Origin of the sequence: Sphaerisporangium album, assembly GCF_003323745.1 — a bacterium.
GTDB classification, from domain to species: Bacteria; Actinomycetota; Actinomycetes; order Streptosporangiales; family Streptosporangiaceae; genus Sphaerisporangium; species Sphaerisporangium album.
Genome location: NZ_QOIL01000030.1, coordinates 17,940 through 39,037, shown reverse-complemented (window position 1 = coordinate 39,037; position 21,098 = coordinate 17,940). Strand labels below are relative to the sequence as shown.

The 21,098-nt window shown below is 65.2% G+C and carries 1 protein-coding gene (only partly in view); it reads left to right on the top strand.

Features of this window, described 5'->3' with window-relative positions; all coding sequences use genetic code 11:
• Nucleotides 1–21,098: the 3' portion of a DnaB-like helicase N-terminal domain-containing protein gene (locus DQ384_RS36535; protein WP_147269020.1), read on the top strand. 10,639 nt of this gene lie to the left of the window's left edge; the window shows 21,098 of its 31,737 coding nt (coding positions 10,640–31,737); its start codon lies beyond the left edge, outside the window; its stop codon occupies nt 21,096–21,098.

Genomic DNA, 21,098 nt, shown 5'->3' with positions numbered 1-21,098 from the left:
AGATCCGGCAGCAACTGCGGCAGTTGGCCGACACGGCCCTGCAAGCCTGGCAGCAGGTACACCCAGGCAAGGAACCGATCAGGTTCCAATCGTGGTTTCCCCCTGAACGCCGCCAATCCAAAGCCATCCTGTACGACCTGAGCCAGATCACAGAGTGCATTCTGCTCGTGGACATCCGCGCCGCAGCCGCCTCGGCCGATGCACGCGACTTCACCGAGCGCATCTTGTCGGTCTGGCTTGCGCGGGTCATCCGGGCGGATGCGATGGAGTTTTCACCGCAGTTCCGTCGCGCCTACTTTGGCCGGCATCAAGAGCGGATTCACCAGCGGCTGGCCGCTACGGTGCGGGCGTTAGTGGCGATTGAGGGCGTCAATCCCACGGGAAGGCCGATGGAGCCGGTGCGCCCAGCTGATGAGGCCGAGGCTGTTCAAGACCAGATCCTCACCGCGTTGCGAGACGCCGGCGTGGTCTACCGGATGCGTTACCGGGAAGATGGCCAAAACTCTATCTTCATGACGCACAACGGGCAGGAACCCGAAGAAGCTCATCTTCCTTTGGATGTTGCCGCAGCCCGTTTCGCCCCACAGCTAGGAATCGTCCCCAAGCTGCCGTTGGACAGCGACGTCATCAATGCGCTCCAGCACTTCAGCGTCCAGTGGTGGGCCCACTTCCTGGCCGCCCTGGACGATGCTCAGGAACTTCGCAGCCTGACCTCCACCCCGTACGGCTACGGCGACCTTGGGGTGGTCACCGCCGAAGGGGTTGCGGTGACTGCGCGCACGCGGGAAGGGACGCGGCACGGCATCGTCCCATGGCACCAGCTCATCAGCCGGTGGGTGCGCCCTGGCCTGACCCGCCACCAGCGCAGCATCCTGGTACAGGCGATGCGCGTCCACGGCCTGTACCGGGCGGGAGATCGGGCATTCGCAGCTACAGGCACCACCGACCAGGCGGCGGCCGCGCAACGCGAACTGAACACCCTCGCGCAGACTGTGCGCGATCAACTGATGGACTTCGCCCGTCGTACTCCTTTAGGCCCCGTAAACGCCGTGGCCACGCAGGCCGACCAGCTCCCGCAATCCGGGCATCTGTTCACCACTGACCTGGCGCACAGCGATGTTGACCAGGACCCGTCCCCTGCCGAGCAAGCGGCGCTACAGCGCATCCGGCAACTCGCCGCTCCGCTACCGCCAAAGTGGGCAGACACCAAGGAACTCGCGACGCTCCAGGCCGGTGACGCGGTGTTTGTCGCACCCGATCGGGTCTCTGTTTTGATCGAAGCTCCCCGTGCAGCCGAGGGCACCGTCGAACTGATCGGCCGATCCCTCACCAACGGGACCTACGGTGCGCCCGCAACCTGGGCGATCACCACAGCGGGCCAGGACCCCGGGCAGCAGGTCATGCTGCTGCCAGAGTTCGCTCCCCGCCCCCCTGAGCTGGCAGCTCCCCCGGCCACGACGCACCATCCCAGGTCGCAGAACGCCTCAGCCGCTGACCAGGCAGACCCAGCTGACCCCTCCCCCCTGGCGACCGCGCCCGGTGAGCAGCCGCGTTCACCCGGTCAGGAATCCCAGCCGGCACCCTCACTGGATGCCGCAGTCGAGAGCCTGTGGTCGATCACTGCGCCCAAGGGGATATTCACCCCCCTCGACACCGCTCGTATCCAGCAGGCGATTGCCGATTTCGCTGAGGAACTCCCCAAGCACAAGCCGGTCGAGATATACCGCTGCTGGGCCGTGCTGCAGCATGTGCTGAACAACGCCGACATGCCCGCCGATCCTGCAAATGCCGCGGCCGCGGGCGCCGAACGCGATCGGCTACGGCGCCTGGGACGGGCCGCCCTGCAGGCGCGCGAGCAGCTGTACCTGGATCGCACATTGATCAGCATCGAGTCGCTGCTGCGCGCCAACCACCCCGCGCCCGCCACAATCGTGACGGCGGCCGACACGGTCACCACGCTGGCGTTGGCTGAACTGCCGCTGCGGTCCTCGGCTGCCACACTGGATCCCGACGATTTCACCGAGCGTGTGTTCTCGGTCTGGCTGGTACGACTCATGCGCGAGGGCCACATCGACCTGCCGCCGGAGTTTCGCGCCTTCTACTTTTCTAACCGGCAGCAGGAGCTCCACCAACGGCTCGCCGCGGCGGTGCGCGGCATCGTCGCCGTCGACGGCATCGACCCCACCGACGCGGCCACTGCGGTGGAACCCGCACAGCCGGCCACCGATGCAGAGCGCGTGCAGGACCGGATTCTCTCCGCACTGCGCGATGCGGGGGTCGTCTACCAGATGACCTACTGGCAAGACGGCCTGACCGACATCTGGATGACCTATAACGGTAAGGACTGGGAGAGCTCCAGCCTTCCTCTAGATGTCGCGGCCGAGCGTTTTGCGCCTCAGCTGGGCATTGCCCCCAAGCCGCCTGTCGACCAGGACGTGATCAAGGGACTGAGCCTGTTCAACACCCACTGGTGGGCGAGCTTGGTCGCGGCGATGGGCGATGCGGCCCGATTGGCCGACTTCGGCTCCCGGATCAGCGGCCAAGGGTTCGTTGAGGCCACCCGCCAGGGTCTGCGAATCGAGGTCCGCGCCGTCGACGGCACCCGCCGCGGTGTCGTGCCCTGGCAGCAGATCGTCGATCGATGGGTGCGGCCGGCCTTGACCCACCAGCAACGGCGGATCCTCGTCGAGGCGATGGCCGCATATCGCACCTATGTCGGCGGCCGTGAGGTGTTCGACATCACCGGCACGACCGGCCACGCTGAGGCCCTGCAATACGAACTGGATCGGCTGGCCGAGGCGATCCGCGATCAGGTGATCAGCTTCGCCGGACGCACACCGCTGGGATCCATCGGCTCAGCGGGCTCCGGTGTGGCCAGGGCGCCGCAGGCCGAGGACCTGTTCTCGGCCACCGTCGGCGAACACGACAGCGATTCCGCAGAACACCAGGAGGTGCTCGATCGCATCAGCGCGCTGGCAGCCGAACTGCCCGCGGAGTGGATGACCACAAAACCCCTGTCACAGCTACAGCCCGGCGACGCGCTGGGGAGATTGAACACCAACTTCCGCCTGTTCGTCCTGATCCAAGAACCTCACACCACCGGCGGCGAGGTGATTTTGACCGGCCGCGTGCTGCACCGGGGGGCTTACGCCGAGCCCTCCACCCGCACCGTTCCCATCGACGGTGATGATCCTGTTCAGCAGGTGGTGCTGCTGCCGCGCTTCGCACCACTGCCAGCTGAACTGATCGCCGACGACGCGGTGCCCGCTACTCCTGTGCAGGTCACCTCGGCGGTGGGGTTCGACAGTGACACGCCCGTGAGCTTCCCCACCTCAGCAGCTGTTTCGAAAACCGAGGCCGCCTCGGCCCCTGACGCCGCAGCGTCTGCCCTCGCCGAGACAATTGCTACACCCGCCGGCGTGGACAACATGACTCACCGCCAAGGGGGGGCTGCCGCCGGCCACACCATGGAGATGCCTGTTCGGTACCCCATCGGACCAGGATCCGCGGTGGCGCTGCCCGCCGCTTCGGTGGCCACCACCAGACCGGCGCCGCCCGCGCCTGACACTCCAGCCGAACAACAGCCGCCACGGCCCGGCACCGAGCACACCGCCGACACCACCCCAGCTACCGGTCCGTCTCCAAGCCCATCCTTCGCGCTGAACGCCGACCGCATCACCGCTATCGCCGCTGCTCTCAACCTGCCCCTTCCCGACCTGGAGCCCTTGGCGGCCTTCGTGACCGCTGATCAGCTTGCGCTCACCACGCGCCTGGTACGGCGCCACCTCCAGGCGCTTCAGGCGATGAGCGATGCAGAGCTCCACACCGAGGCGATGCAGCTGCACGCATTGATCGACCAGACGAGCGCATGGCCCCACCTGGCCCCGGGCCTGCGCGCCACCATCAGCCGGGACATCCTCACGGCCCTGGCGGCCTGGGACACCCACCTCAGCGAGCTGGCCGTCCTGGCGCCCAACCGCCAGCCGCAGCGTAACGATGCCTTCCTGGGGGGCGTGGATACGGCCAAGCACGGCTACACGTTCGCCTACGTGGCCTACGACGACGGTGGCCTCTCGGCGCTCATCGGCGCCACACCGCACGAAACCTTGCACGCAACGGCCATCTATGCTCGCGCACGCGCCGACACTCCCGCCACCAGCTCGGTCTCACTGGCGACGGCCCACGCGGGCGCTGCCGCCGCGTGGCGGCGGCTGGCCGATCAGCTCGATGACCATCTGCGTGTCCTTGACCCCGACTACCTGCCCCGCCCCGCTCGCGGGCTGCGCCACGCCAGCCAACCCGCCGACGAGGAGCACCAGGTCACTGCCGATGCCCTTCACGCCGACCGTGGCGGCGCCCTATCAACCTCCGATCCGCAGTCCGCGTACGACCTCGCCGACCTGGATGACAACGCCGAGCCGCTGCTCCCCCGACCCGGGCGGACCGGCTTCGCCGTTGACGACCTGCTCGTTGACGACCTGATCGAGGTCAACGGCGAATGGCTGCGCATCCTGCGGCTCAATGACAAGAGTGTCGGCTGCGCCCGCGCCGACGACTCCACCACCCGGCACGACTATCTGGCAATCACCCGGGCGCGCCGCCCGAAATGGACCGGAGTAGGCGACCGGCAGGTGCCCCGCTGGGAGCGACACGCCTTCGCCTTGGCCTCCGATGCCGTCAGGCACGCCGCAGGGCGGGCACGCGAAAGCGGCCGCCCCTACCACCTGTACGCCCGGGACGATGTCTTCGTCGCCGACGTCGCCGAACCACAGCACGCCCACTTCAGGGTCCGATTGCTCGACGGGAAACTCCAGTGGAGCCGTAGCGCCGACGGGCACGTCGAAGCCCTGCCCCGCGCCCCGCAGTACGACCTGATCACCGAGCTCGCCTTCCGCGACTCCAGCGCAGCACTGGACCTGGATCACATCGTCGAGTACGGAACGCCGATCTTCCCTGCTATGGCCAGCGCCTACCGCGCCGCCGACGTTCGTGTGCACGACGCGGTGGACGTCGACGGGCGCTGGGCCCGGGTGCAGCGCATCACCAACGGGCAGCTGCTCGTCCTGTTCCCCGACGGCGGGCAGCACCTGGTCGGCTACGGCACGGTAGGCCGGGTACGCCGGATGCCCGAGCCCGGACATGTCGATGTCCCCGGCGGCGAGTGGCTGCGTGAGGCGTTCGTCCACGTCGGCAACGCTGCCGAACACGCCCGCACACTGCTCGGCCAGCACCCGGAGGCCATCTACGTGTATCCCCGGGAGGGATACACCGTCGTGTCGCTGCATCGGCCCGACTGTGCGTTCTACTGTCCGGCCTCCGATGGGGGATGGCGGGTGACGGTAGAGGGCCGTACCGAGGCACACCGCACCCGTTTGGAATCCGAAGATGTGCGCGCCATCGCCGGCCGCCCGGCCGTCGCGGCCGCACCTGAAGATCCTCAGACCACACCCCAAGAGCGCCGCGCCGACAGCGCCGCGCCTACCCCCGCCGCTGGCGGCGCCGGTGCGACTCATCCTTCCAGCCTCGCGTCGCCCCCTGCAGCAGCCGCACCCGCCAACGCCGCAGACGATGACGCCCTCGCCGATCCGGGGCAGACAGCCGCCGGGTTCCAGGAGCCAGAACCGGATGCCGCCTCGCCCCTGGCCGATCGGGTTGATCGGCCAGCCCCGGCACCGGCCGAGGCCGACTTGCCGGCGGATGTGGCGCAGATGTTGCGCCAGTGGGGCCGACTGGCCGCTGACGAGTCGGTGGCGATGCACCCCCAGATGCGTATGTTCTTGCGGGGGGTGGCCGACAATGCCGATCAGGAAATCGGCAACTACACGCTGGCGGGCCGGCATCGCTTGGTGGTGCAACGGAGCGGATCTAAGGGGCGGTACACCTACCAGCTGGTGTCGGCCGTACACGGGCATCTTGTTCCCGAACAATTCCAGCCCCAGCATGGTGGCCTGAAGGGTGCGCTGTCCCTGGCCGGCGCCTATGAACATCAGCTCATCGACAGCGCGGGCGCCCCCTACACCTGGCCCCCCGACCCTAAGCTGAACCAGGCCTGGCGCTCTGGTCGACAGGAACCCCTGCTCGAGGCACTGCGACGCGTCAAAGGCGAGCACGACCGCAACCACGGCTACGCGACGCCTGAGGCCGCATGGGTCACCGAGCACGAAGCGGCCGTCCACGTCATCCCCGGCCGCGCCGCCTCCGGCCCCTGGCATGTCTACGGCGACCAGATCAGCATCGGCGACCGGATCCTCGTGAGCGTGGGCCCCGACTGGAACCGCACCTCCATCCTCGGGGAGGTAGCCGACAGCAGCGAAGTACGCCCTGGCGTCTTCCAGGTCACCCTGACCGACGGCACCACCACCGAGGTGTTTCGCAACGCCCGACTGCAGCGCGATCCTGACGAGTCCATCGTCCGCGACATCAACGGTGTCCGCTATGGCGAGAAGGTCCCGAACTACCGGCTCCAGGCCGGGGACAGTGTCGAGTTCCCCGACTTCGACCAGCGGATCCGCGAGGCTGCAGGAATCGCCGGCGACCAGCAGATGTTCGTACGCGCCCGGCTCGCGGGAGACCGGTTCGACTGCGTTCAGGGCGGCCCGCTCCAGGATGTGACCATCCACCTGGCCGACGGCACCGAAGCACAGGTCGACGACGCCTACCGCAGTCTCTACACCCGGTGGGTACCCACCCCCCTGGTCACCCGCTTGGACCAAGCCCAGCCGCAGCGCCTGATGCCGCCGGCGGCCGCGGCTGCGGTCGACCAGCCACTCCCCCAGGGATGGACACAACACCAAGACGCCCACTCCTACCTGCTGCAACCAGGAGACGAGTTCTCCGTCCTCCTCGCCGCCTCTGCCACCGACAATCCTGAGGCCTTCGACAGCATCCCGGCCCCCCGCGGTGCGCAGGTCCGCGTCACGGGGCGGATCGCCCAAGACAGCCGCACACAAGCAGGTACCCCCTTCAGCGAGCTTCACCTGTTGAATGGACGCTGGCAGGCCCTGGACAGCACCGGCACCCCGATGGGCCCGCTGCGGCCCCTCGGAAGTCACCATGCCGACGAGCTGGGACGGCCGTTGACCGCGCTACGCATGTACTCCACCACGAAGGTGACCTACCGGCGCCCGCCCGAGCTACCACCCGGCGCCGCCCCAGATCTGGACGTGGTCCTGCAACGCGTCGATGACCAGGACGAATACCGGGTCCTGCGAGGCGATGAGCTCCTGGGCCGGATACGCCGCTTCTTGAGCGTATGGCGATTCAAACAGGAGAACATCGACCCGTCTGACCTGACGCTGCACAGCTGGCGCGACGCCCTTGAGCATCTGGTGCATCGCGGGCAACCGGCCACGGCCATCGACCGGTACCCGGCACGGTTCACCACCTTGCACCAGGCTCGGGAGCACCTGCGCGCGGGAGGCGACACGCCCGACGCCGCGACCAGACACGGAGCGCGCCAACTAGCCGATCACCAGGAGCTTCAACTCCTCGGCGACGGCTCCTTCCTCCTGATCAGCGATCCAGACTCCGCGCCGGCGTCCCGGCTCATCGCGCACACCGGCAGCGGCCTGCTGCTGAACCACACCGACCTTGTCTCCGACCAGCAAGCCGCCGCCTTGGCCACCGCGCTCAAGGACCTGCGCCTGTCCGATGGGCAGTTGTTCGACTGGGATCAGATAGATGCCAGCGAGCAGTTCTCCGCCCTCGCTTCCGCGGTCGACGAGCTGTATCGAGATCTGCTGGTTCGCAGCCTCCCGCCGACTCTGTCCGAGGAGACCCGGGAGTCGACGATCGCTGCCCTGAGTTCGCCGCCGCCCCAGCAGGCTCTCCTCACATTCGTGCCCTTCGAACCTGCTCAGGATCAAGACGACAGCCCCGCAGTGCGGGACCCAGCGGTGCTTCTCACCGACGTGCGACTGACCATCCAGCGACTGCGTGAGTATCTGCGCCAGCACAGCGATGACATCCTTGCAGGCCTACCCGACAGCGAGCGTGGCCAGGCGGCCGCCGAACTACAGGACCTGGCCGCAGAACCGACGCTGACGGTATCGGCCTCCGGCAACATGTTCTGGTTCCAGCAAGGGCGTCTGTTCCAGATCGGCGCCGTGGGATCGGGGTTGCCTGTGCTGCCCTCGGACATGCGGATCCGCGCCAAGGAGGTCGCCCATTTTGCGGTCATGCTGGAAAGGCAGCTCGTTGGCCCCGAGGGCCGGGCCTTCCCCTGGCGGTCGGTGGAGCTGCGGCGATTCGTCAGAGACTGGCGCTCAGCCCAGGGTCTGGATCTGCACGATGCTGTCACCTCCATTCGGGCGGACTTCGATCGCAGCCGAGGCCGCACGTCGACCCCGGCGATCAAAGCGGCGGCCCATATCGCGGTGATGCTCCAGCAGCATGCCGAGCGCGAGCAGCGCGCCCAGGCCCTGCGCGGGTATGCCGAGTCCACCGGGCGGACGGTCGAGTCCCTCGTTGACCTGATCACCGGGGATCAGATCGAGTTCACCGTCATCTTGTCCACCGCAGACCTCAAACGTCTGCGCGGTAATGACACCCCGGGAGCTGCCGAGCAGGTCACCATCACCGGAACCCTGAACCAGCAGCCCACCTATGAGGCGCCGATCGAGTTCGTCCCAGGAACCGGCCGCTGGCAGGCCTCGGATGGGCGAGAGGGAACCCTCGCGCCCACGGGACGCGGCCGGACCCTTCGCACCGCACGCTGGGGCCACCCGCCCGAGGAGATCCTGGTACGCCGGGCCGACCACTTGCGTGAACTACGCTTCGATACCGCACTCGATCGCTGCGTCGAGCAGGCGCACGCGCTCGGAGTCTCGGTCGCCGGCATGGCGGCCATCCCCGCGTATCTCAACGGACTCGACAGCGAACCGGGGCTGTGGGACAGCTCGACAGCCCAAGATCTCGCGGCGAATCACATGCGACTCGCGGCCAGTGACCTCGACGCCCTGGCCGCATCCATTCGTGCCGGTTTCGACCTGGCCGAGCAGCATGACCGGCTGTTGGACCTCGACCACCGGCACGGGACCGTTGCCTACTTGACCGTTCAACTGGTCGCCCTGCACGCCGAGCGCGTCCGCCGCGGTCTGCCCCACGCTCCTTCTCGCGAATACCAGGAAGGCTGGCAGTGGGTCATCGCGAAGTTCGGCCAGGCCCTGTGGCCAGCGGATCTGCAAGAGCTCAACCTCGATCGGTACACGGGCGCGCGTGACTACGCCCGAGGTCGACTGGAATTCCTGCCTCACCAACAACCGCCGACCCCAGCGATGCAAGCGGAGCGGGAGCAGTGGCAGGAGATGTACGGGGTCTTCGCCGCAGTCGACCGCATTCGAGAGGCGGAACTCACACGCCACCAGCAGGAACGCCACGCCAGCGAACGCATCGCGGCGCTTCCTTCAGCGATCGCCGCGCTTGCCGACCCCACCGGCGCCCAGCAGGCGGCCGGCCACCGGATGGCGCAGCTACTCGTCTCGCTGCGAGAAGAGGATGTGGGTGAGGTCCCGGATTCCTGGGCGGTGATCTCCGACTATCTCAGCGACGCTGTGCAGCGCGACATCGAAGGAGCCGCAGCGCTGCATGAAGAGGTGGCCGCCCTTCTTCGAAATGACGGCTACGAGGCGCCGGACCAGCACACCCGCCGGTTGCGGGGTGAGTGGACCTCGATGTCGGACGCCGAACTCCTCCAGGCACACCAAACCGCGCCGCAGCAGCCGAGTCACATCCGTGACGAGCTTGAGCAAAGACTGCGGGAGCGCGGCTGGCACCCATCCGGACAACCGCATGCGGGGACACCGCATCTGCTGACCGACCCTCAACGCCCCAACCTGGCGATGGTGGGACGGCGTCTGGCCTACAACAATGGCACCGAACAACTGCTGGGCATCCTGCGGCAGGGCTCCGACGGAGGTTTCGAGCTTCACCATCACATCGGCGATCACACCGCCACCCTGTATCTCCAGGCCGACGACTTCGTTGACGTAGTTGCCGCAGATGATCCGCGCCTGGATGAACTCGAACCAGAAAGACTCCTGACCCCGGAATTGGACGCACGGCTCCACGCGCTGTCCCGCACGGCAAGCACTCTGTGGCAGGCCGGCCGCCGCCTAGGCGATCCGGAGTTCCTGCGGGTGTACGCCGAGCATCGACGCCTGGCCTCGATGTGGGAAGGGCGCACCGACCGAGACAGCGGTGAGATTCTGCATGGTGATCCGCTACCATTTTTAGCTGATCTTGATCTGGATCCGCCTACGGCACCTCATGCCGCCTCCTCCAGTCGCCTGCCGGGCAATGACGGCGTGAGCGCTTGGTCTTCGCCTTCCGGCGATGAGCGAGAGTCAGCGCCGGCTGAGCGGGATCGATCCGGAACGCAGGAGGCGGCACCGACAGATGACAGGATGGACGGTCAGGCCGCACCCGCAGCAGGCGAGGTTCATGCAGATGATGAATCAGTACGGCATGAAGGCTCTGGAGCACTGGCAGAGGTGGCTACCAGAGAGGCTGGAGAAGATCGACGACCCGGAGGAGTTCTTCACGGATCTGGGAGAACGAGCGGTCAAGGAGATCGAGACCTTGACAGAGAGCACACCGAGGCCATCGAGCGGCAGCTTCATGGACAATCTGGGATTGGCGAACATGGCGCGCCACTTGGCGGAGGAACAAGTCATTCGGACGATGATTCTGGTGGATCCGGAGGACGAGCAACAGATCGAGGCCCTGCTGGGCTGATCCGGTTCACCCCCCGCACGCAGTCCGATCTCGCGCCTTCCCAGGACATGGCCCGCGTGCGGGCCAACCTGCAAGCCCTGAAATTGCTACAACGGTTGGACCGCGAGGCTCGGCCAGCCTCCGCCGACGAGCAACAGATCTTGGCTCGATGGTCGGGTTTTGGAGCGGTGTCCGAAAAGGTCTTCAAGGAGCGGCACGCCGACTTCAGCTTCGCCCGTGAGGAGCTTGAGCAGCTGCTGACAGCCGAGCAGATCGCCGACCTGCGCCGCAGCACCCAAAATACCCACTACACCGATGCAGCCATCGTGGAGCAGATGTGGGCGGCACTACGCCGTCTGGGTTTCGACGGCGGACTCGTGCTGGAAGCTGGCTGCGGCACCGGCAACTTCATCGGCATGGCGCCGCAGGATGTCGCCGAGTCCACGACCATGGTCGGCGTCGAGGTGGAGTCGATCGCCGCGAACATCGCCTCGGCGCTCTACCCGGATGCGATCATCCGCAATGAGAGCTTCGCCGACACCCATGTCCGTGCCGGCAGCTTCGATGCCGCGATCGGCAACGTGCCCTTTGCCTCGGTCGTGCTCAGCGATCCCCGGTACAACGCCGGTCGGCATTCCATCCACAACCACTTCATAATCAAGTCACTGCGGTTCGTCCGCGAGGGCGGCATCGTCAGCGTCATCACCTCCCGCTACACCATGGACGGGTCGACAAAGGGAGCGGAGGCACGCGCTGAGCTCGCCCACTACGCTGACTTGGTCGCCGCCATCCGGCTGCCCAACGGAGCCCACCAGCGAGCGGCCGGCACCAACGTGGTGACCGATTTGCTGATCCTGCGGCGCCGTGAAGCGGGGCGGGAACCGGATCCGCTGGCCTGGCACAACGTGGTCACCCTCGAGCGCGACGGCCAAAGCGTCGAGATCAATGAATACTGGCGCGACCATCCCGAGATGGTCTTAGGCGAGTTCAGGATCGGACACGGCCCCCGCAATGAAAGTGAGTTGCAGGTCAGGCCGACAGGTCAGTTGACCGTAGCGCTGTCAGCGGCGCTAGATCGCGTGGTGGCGGAGGCGACCGCGCGCGGGCTGACGATGAGCCCTCGCCCGCCCTCCGGCGCGCGGGTGAACCTGGATGAGGTACGGGTGGGCGCCACCCGCGAGGCACGCTTCGAAGGGTTCATCACCGCCCATCGTGACGGCAGCTTCACCCGGATCGTGAACGGCTTCGAGGAAACCTTCAACGTCCCCAAATCCCAGGTCAAGGAGTTGCGCCACCTGCTGGGGCTACGGGATACCGTAGTCGCGCTGCTGGAGGCCGAGGCCGCCACGGCGGAGAATACGCCAGACATCGACGCGCTGCGCCAGCAGCTCAACCACCGATACGACTTCTACCAAGCCACCTACGGGTTTCTCAACCGCAGCAATCGCCAGCAGCGCACGAACAAGAGCACCGGCGAAGTCACCGAGGTCAAGCTCCGCCCTCCCGTGCTTACCCGCCTCCTGCTTGACCCCTTCGGCGTCACGGTGCAGGCGCTGGAGAGATACGACCCCACCACCGAACAAGCCACCAAGACAGACATCTTCCACAAGCGGGTACGCGCGCCTCGAGCACCACGCACCCACGCCGAAACCCCGGCGGACGCGCTCGCGATCTGCCTAGACTCCTACGCCGAGGTCCGCCTGGAGGTGATCGCGCGCCTGCTCGGACTGGCAGACGCAGCGGCCGCCCGAGTCGCGCTGGGGACACTGGTGTTCGAGGACCCTGGCGAAGGTGTCCTCATACCAGGCCCGGTTTATCTGTCCGGGAATGTGCGGGTCAAGCTGAAGCAGGCCCAGGCGGCCGCCGACCAAAACCCCGCGTTCCAGGTCAATGTCGAGGCATTGACCGCAGTGATCCCCGAAGACCTTGGCCCGGCGGAAATCGAGGCTCGGCTGGGATGCATCTTCGTTGAAGCCGACTACGTGCAGCAGTTCCTGCGTGAACTGCTGGATGACCCGGAGCTGACGGTGACCCGCAACCATGGTGTCTGGAGCGTCAAGGGGGACAACCGTAAGAGCGTACTGGCGACCACCACTTGGGGAACCGCCCACCTTTCTGCGGGCAGGCTTGCGGAGCAACTGCTCAACCTGCGCCCCATCAACGTATCGAAGAAGACCCCTGAGGGCTCCTTGGTTCCCGATCACGAGGAAACTGAAGCGGCCCAGGCCAAAGCGGAAGAACTCAACGACCGTTTCAGCACATGGGTATGGGAGGACCTGCAACGTGCTGAAGAAGTAGCACGACTATACAACTGGCATCACAATGCGATCGTGCTGCGTAGCTACGATGACGTGGAGCTGTCACTACCGGGGCTGAACGCGACGGTCACCTTGTTCCCACATCAAATCGCCGCAGTAGCCCGGATGATCTATGAACCGGCAGTGGGCCTCTTCCATGACATGGGCGCCGGCAAGACGTTGGAGCAAATCGTCGGGGTCATGGAACTTAAACGGCTCGGATTGATCAACAAGCCAGTAATCTGCGTCAAGAACCACATGCTGGCTCAGATCCGTGACGAGTTCCTGTGGGCGTATCCGCAGGCGAGGATCTTGTGCGCCGACAACGACGACCTCGCCGATCGCTCAGGGAAGAACGACGCCACCATTCCCGGGACACGGCAGCGCGAGTTCGTCGCCCGGTGCGCCACCGGTGACTGGGACGCCGTCATCTTGACCCGCTCGGCCTTCGAGAAGATCGCGATGACCGAGGGCTCACAGACTCGGTACATCAAATGGCTCAACGAGCTATTCGAGGCCGCCCAGGAAGAAGCTGAGTCCGACGGCGACGAGCACACGATCAAAGAGTCCGCCGCAGCACTACAGAAATTCGAGGAGCGCGCGAAGGATAAGCTGTCGCGCACAAAGTACGGCGGCCTGTCATGGGAGCACACCGGTATCGATTACATCTGCTATGACGAGTCCCAGGACCTTAATAACCTGTTCACTCCGTCCAACCTGCAGGATCAAGCGATTCCTGGGTCCGCCCGGGCGTTCGATGCCGAGATGAAGATTCGCTATACTCGATCCCATTACGGCAAGCGGGTATGCACCTTTGCTACAGGCACACCGGTCACGAATAAGATCAGCCAGATCTACGTCCTGCAGCGGTATCTCCGTCCGGATCGGTTGGAGGAGGCCGGGTTCGACACTCCCGATTCCTGGCTGGGCACTTATGCCACACAGAAGACCCGCCTGGAGCTGAAGGCCAATGGTGCCTACGAGCCCAAGAGTCGCTGCACTCAACTGGTCAACGTTCCCGAACTGCTGCTGACCTATCATGAGATCGCCGACATCAAGCAGTATGACGATCTTGGCTTGGAGCGGCCCGCGCTGATCGGCGGATCTGCCGAGATCGTACCCATCCCCCCATCTGCTGCTCTGCTGGCCTATCAAGCGAATGAGCTGGAGCCGCGGTATCGGAATGCTAAAGGCGCGCGGCGCGAAAAAGGGATGGACACCGTCGTCTCGGTCATACAAGACGGACTCAAGGCCGCCCAGCATGTCGGATTGGTCCGACTGGATACCGACGAGCCGCAAAAGCTCAGCTTCATCACTGACGAGATCTACCAGCAGTGGCTGCTCCATAAAGACGATGACCACTATGTCACCAAAAGCGGCGAACCGGATCCGGTCAAGGGCAGCTTGCAACTGGTGTTCTGCAACATGGGTGTACCGGGCGGGGCAGGCATCAATTTGTATGAGGAACTGCGTGACGGCTTGGTGGCCAAGGGTATGTCTCGCGAGCGGATCCGATTCATTCACGAGGCCACCAATCGGCGGCAGAAGGGAGAACTGTTCGCCGCATGCAACGCCGGCCATGTCAATGTGCTCATCGGCAGCACCGAAAAGATGGGGGTCGGGACCAATGTGCAGACGCGAGTCATCGGTATTCATAAGGTGCACGGTCACTGGCGGCCCGACTATCACGATCAGGAAGATGCACGCGGCCGCCGCCAGGGGAATCAGAACCCGGAGATCTTCATCAAGATCTACCGGACACAGAGGTCGTATGAGCCGTTCCGGGATCAGGCATGCGAACGGAAATCAGACTTTCTGAAGTACTTGAAGAAGCGGGACCCGACCGTACGCACTCTGGACATTCCTGATGGGGACACCATCATGTACGCCCAGATAGCCTCTGTCGGCGCCGACGATCCCCGAATCATGGAAAAGGCGCAGATGGAGGCTGACCTAAAGCGCCTTAAGAGGCGCCGCAGTCAGCATGCCCGCGATCAGAACAGCCTTCGCCTGATCATCTCCCAGCGGGGGTCGGACATAGGTGGCCAAAGAAACTTGATCGCTAGCGTCGAAGCGGCACTCAAGCAACGGGCGCCCACCGCCGGTGACGCCTTTGCCATGGAAATTTCCGGGGTCACGTATACCAAGCGGACTGAGGCGGCTGAACGCCTTCGCCAGGAGATCGACAGCGGCTTGCAGGCCCTCGGCATTATGGGGACAAGCCGACTTCACATCGGCACGATCGGCGGCTTCCCGCTCGACGCGTCCTTAGATCGCGGCCGTGAGCTATCGGTTCTGCTGTTGCTACGCGGATGCCCCGAAGGGGGCGTTTTCTTAGATGGAAACAATCTGCCTGGCGGAATCGGCCTAGTGACGCGCCTCGAAAACAAGCTCACAGCGCTGGAAACAGTAAGGCAAACCGCCATAGCGGAAATCCAAAGGTTAGAGGGTGAGATAGAGAAGGCAACGGCTTCCCTGGGTAAGGCTTTCCGGGAAGCACATGAGCTGGACGAGTTGGAAAATCGACTCAAAGCGCTGGATGACGAGCTGAAGAATGAGCGTGGTAAGCCGGGTGGGCAAGAGTCTCCGCGCCAGGGAAGCTCCTCGTCCGTACACGGGACGTCGCATGCCTACGCGCTTCAGGTTGCGCAAAGTCTACAGGCCCCTGATGCGGAGCAGTTCGCTCAATGGTTCGCTGCCAGCTACAAGCATCAAAAGATGGATGAGCAACCACTGGTGGCGCAGGCATATTTCGAGAGCTGGCTTCCGGGTCAGCCCGACAATCACCCCCTCAAACAGCACGCCCCCGACGAACCTTCTGTCCGCGCCAACGACGGGCGGGGGCATGTGGAGCAGACAGAGCCGGTTTCTCCCACAGGCTCGCCATCCTCAGTGTCAGACGCAGCCCTCCAGCAAGGCGGCGCCGCTTCCTCTTCGGCGGACACGGCGGCCGATGAGCGGGTCTACCGGGTCACTCCCGCCGGCGACGCAGCCGCAAGCTATCTGAGGGAGCAGGAGTTGTTCCAAGCCCTGCACCAGTTCATCGTCGATGGCTTAGTGAGACTGACCATCCCGGTCGCCGCCCGTATCGAGGTCGTCTTCCTGCGGAAGGGCTCGATCGGCGGTGAGGATTTCTCCGCGACCTTGCTCCCCTCAGTCGCGGCGCGGCGCTGGCGGGAGGCCAATCCCGTCCAGCCTGCTCCGCGTCCCGCAGGCAATGGACCCACAGATGCCGCCCATCAGCGACTACTGACGAAGGCGGCTGACGATCACCAGCTACGCGAGTACGTCCACAGCTACCCCGCGCTCCCGTTAAGCGAACTGCTTCTACTCGAACGCTGGATGAACAACCAGTCCTTGTCCGGCTTCCCCGACGTACCCGACGACTTTCGCAGCCGCTACCTCAGTGATCAGGTTTTCCGCACCAACATCGAACAGCTGACCACGCTTCAGCTGTACCGCGCCTTCACCGACGGGGCGGAACTGATCTACGACAGCACACGCCACGCTGATCTCAGCCATGCCTGCCACGCCGCTGCCGATCGAGCACGCATCATCGACCGCACCTGCTACGTTTTCCCAACTCAAGACAGATTCTTGGTGGCCACGTTCGCTCCCGCGGACGGACACCTCTCGATCACCCCTGAGGGCCGGTGGACCTACCACCACCAGGAAGCCTTCATCACGCTGGCCACCGCTCCGCAGCATTTCCCCCCTGCCCTCGCCCATGCACGGCCAGTTCAGCAGGCAGACACCGACTACCGGTCTCTTGCAGTGCTGAGCGGCCCGTACCCCTCCGATGCCGCCATCGCGGCGGGCCGGATCCAGATCCCAGATGACCTCGCTGCAATCATCCACTCGGCGGCCACGTACCGTGCCGCCGACGCGACGATCCAGGCCGCGATCGATGAGTTCCTGACCCAACTGAGGAGGCAAGTCACCACCCTTACCGCAGGTGCCGACCGGCAAACTGTCATCGCAGAACACGCCGCTATCAGCGCGACAGCCTCCGCACTGCGGGACGCATCGGGCGGAGACCTGGCGCGCGCGGCCGGTCGTTTGGCCGGTCATGCCATGCAGCACTGCGCCCACTTGCACGCGATGCCAGCGCACGACATAGAGCGACTCATGACTCAGTCGTGGGAGCGAAGCGCTGACGACGAGCACGTCCAATCCGCGCTCCGCGAACTGGACGCGGCCCCTGAGCCGTACTACGACGGCGGGGTAAGCAGTCACGAGCGTGAGACGGTGGTGGAGCACCTCAGAACATGGACCTACCGACATGCCGGCTCCACCACCGCTGACCCGCTCGAAGCCAGCGACCTCAAGGTCATCTACCGCACTGTCCTCGAGAAGAACACCGATAGTCGCTCCTTGCCAATCGCGCTGCAGCGGTGGAGTCAGGTGAGCGTCGCTGCGCTACAGGCCGGCCACAGTTGCCGGGACGACGGCGAGCGGCAACTGCTCTATGCCATCGCCCGTGGCGCGGCCATCCATCACGCCCGCCTGGACGCACACCGAATCGCCGCCGACGGCAGCCCCGCGTATGTAACTGCGGAGGAGTATCGGGCCGAGCTTCAGCAGCTCACCGACCTCCACAAGTCATGGGTCGATACCCGGACCGGCAAGCTGCTAGCCGCAGGTGGCAAACGCACCAGGGAAGCCAAACTCGAACAGGGACACATTGCCGCTCAGCAATATTTGGGCGCGCGTTCGGCTGCGCAATGGCGTCGCACAGATGGAGAAGACTCCCTCGAGGAGTTCCAACAGCACCACGGCGACCGAGTGGAACAGGCCGCGCACAGCGCCTACCAGATTGCCCTGTCGCTGGCCGGGCCCGGCCAGGGAGGCTACCAGGCCCCAGGTGATCGTGTGCTGCACAAGGCGCTGATCGAAGCGTGGTATCGCCACGCGGCGCGCATTCGCGCGATCGGCCATGCCCCTGCCTTCCTTACCGAGTTACGGGCAGCACTGCTCTCCTCCGGTGCTGCGGCCACCGTAATCGGTCCGTCGGCTCCGGTGGCGGCGGCGTCGGGTCCACTGCACTCGCCTGCCGCGACTGCCGCCCATGCTGCCCCCTCGTCGGTCATCCGTGCCGCCCGCGAGGAGCTGCTGGCCAAAGCCCTCAGCGACCCCAAACTCGCCCAGGCGGCGCGTGCCAACCTCGACGAGAACAACTTCGCCTTCGTCTTTGAACGGTGGCTGACCGACCACGCCTTAGAACTGGCCGAGACGCAGGCCTCCACTGATGGTGGCACCACCCTCACCGCCTGGTTCTCACAGCACAACCCACAGGCGCTGCCGGACCTTATCGCTGAGCTACAACCACAGGTGTACCGCCGCCTGCGGGAGGCCGGTTCCAAGGCCATCGTGTCAACGCCTGACCGAGAAGCTCCCGCGGCCGTCCACGGGCCGCAAGGGGTGGGCAGAGCCACCAATACAGCGACATCGGCGTCAGAAGCTGGCGCCGAGCACCATGCGGATTCGACATCCGCATCAGAGTCGGCGGGTGGAAATGGTCAGAGTATGGCGGGGGGCAGCCTCGCTCCACACCAACAAGATCGCTACGGCGAGACATTCGACCCGCTCGTTCAACCATTGGCCGCCCTGCCTGAACGTCCCACATACTCATCACTCGCCCAGGCGCGCACGGCCTGCTCACGTCCGCTACCGGACTTCGCTGCTCTGGCTCCGGGCGGCAGGTACGTCACCGGCAAACCCAGTCGGCACAGCAGACAAGTCCGCGTCTACCGACTGCCCGAAGGGCAGCCTGCCAGCGCCGACACCTACCCCACTCAGGAGCAGGCGCTGTGGGCTGCCGATCGTTTGTTGAGACAAGAGCTGTGGCAGGACGCCCGGCAGCTGGGCGGAGAGACGAGCCCAGGACCGTACGCGGACGTGTCCTCCGAGGAGGGGCTCGCCGTTGCCCAAGAACGGATGCGGCACGCCAGGGGCGCTGTGGAGGAGGCATGGAAAGCCTGGGCAAGTTCGCCGACTCGCCTCGCCTTGAACAACTCCCGATTCGGGAGAGCCGCCAACAGAGCTCTCGACGAGGCCTGGGCCAGTCGCATGGCCCAGCCGGGGAAGCCCAGTGTCCAGCATCGGATCCGCAGCCATCTGCAGATGCATCGGGCCGCAGTCGCCGCGATGAAACAGCTTGAGGTAGGCAACGAACCTCTTCTCAGTCACCAGGCGGGAAGCGGTGAGGAGCTTCAGCGTCTATCACAGCTCGCCGGCTGGGACGCTCACCGGACAGTCGCCACGATGGATGCCCGCAGCGACTTCAACAACCAAACCCGACACGTCGAGAATCAGGCGGTGATTGCCACGGTCGGCCGCGCGCTCAACGAGTCGCCCAGTGACGCCACCGCAGATGCTGCAGTGCCTCCTGCGGCGTCGGCCCAAGCCAACCCTGTAGAAGGGGAGGACGGCTACCATTACGCGATCGTTGATAGCACTGTCGTCGTCTACGGCCCCGATCACATCCCGATCAGCCAGGCGCCGAAGTCCCGACGGTGGTCCGCGCGTCAGATTTCAGTCGGAACGGTCGGTGGGACACGTGTCGCCGGACGCGGCAGCGCTGAGTATGCGCGCAACGCTGCGCGCCAGCACCGCTCCGCAACCAGAGCGCAGGATCAGCGCGACAGAGCCTGGATTGAGATCGTCCCAGATGACCGTGCCAGAGCTGGCCATGTCATCGTGGTGCACGGCACCGAAAAGAACGACCCCAATGATACTCGGGCGACCAAGGAGATCGGCCACTTCCTGTGGTCCAGTCAGCGCCAGGCCCGGGTGAGCGGCCGTGCATGGACTTCACAGAAAAGCGACGAGAACTTCGCTGCTCTGCTGGCTGAGTTCGCCGCTCAGAACCGGTTCGTCCTCATCCACGATCACACAAGCACCAATCCGGGCGCGAGCACATCCGACGGCGGGCAGGAGCAGACGGCCGAAGTCAGGGGCAGCGAACGAACGTCTCACGTCAGTGAGCCAGTAGCAATCATGCCCTCAGGTCGGGATGAGCAGGCCAGCAAGGCGGGCGCACACCACGACGAGCTGCACCTCCTGGCCCGGCTGTTTGTCGATCCCGCGCAGATTCCTGAAGTCCGCCAAGTGCTGGAAGGGCCTGACGATTTCACCGATCCAGAACTCGCTCATCTGTACGCCGCCACCTTGAGATTGCACGATCAAGGCAAATTCGTCGACGCGGTGCACGCTGACATCGAGGCGGGGCTGCACAAGAATCCAGAGACACAAAACGTGCACCAACTCAAGCAACTGATACAGGAGCTGAAGAGCGTTCAGCACCGTTCTGCGGCGCTCCCCCATGCACTGCGGATCGCCGAGTCCGCAGCGGCCAGGCTGATCGCCGGCTATACCGACACGCTTCCAGCCGCCCCGAGGGACTATCAATGGGATGGGCCGGTCACGATCGCGCTTTCTCATGCCGCCGAGCGAGCCCGCGGTCACAACCAGCCGCACTACGTCTACGGCTATGAAGGTCAGGCAGAGGCACGGCTCAGCAACACTCCACCGGCCGATACTGGCTACTGGATGGTGACGGCGAATGGCATATGGGTAGGCATTAGCGGGCGCAACATCACCACGCTGTCCCCAGAAGAGGCCGATTTCGAGCAGATACGCAGCAGTGAACCGATGGTCCATACCGAAGCACATACCGACCTTGCCCGCATGCTGGCGTCCGGCAAAAGGTTCCTGCTGCTGGCCTGGACCTCACCCCTGGCAGCCGTGCTGCACGCTACAAGGACAGCGAAGGCCAGCGGATCAAGGTTATCGGTCTACGCCCAAGAGCAGACGTTCGTGGTCACCGATACGGGGCCGTCCGAACTGCCGGGCTACTTCACCGTAGACTCTGATGGATCGTGGTTGCTACATCGTGAAGGCGCCGCCACCTCCGTCGAGGCGCCAAAGAGCGCTGAAGCCTTCCGCGCCCTAGTAAGCGCGAGCGCGGCCCCGGTCCCTTCGCCGTCTGCGGGCACGCCGGCCAATCCGGCGCACACGGGCACGACGCCTGTCTACTCGCTGCCCTTCCAACAGTCACAAGGATCCGGACCATCCTTTGGCATGTGA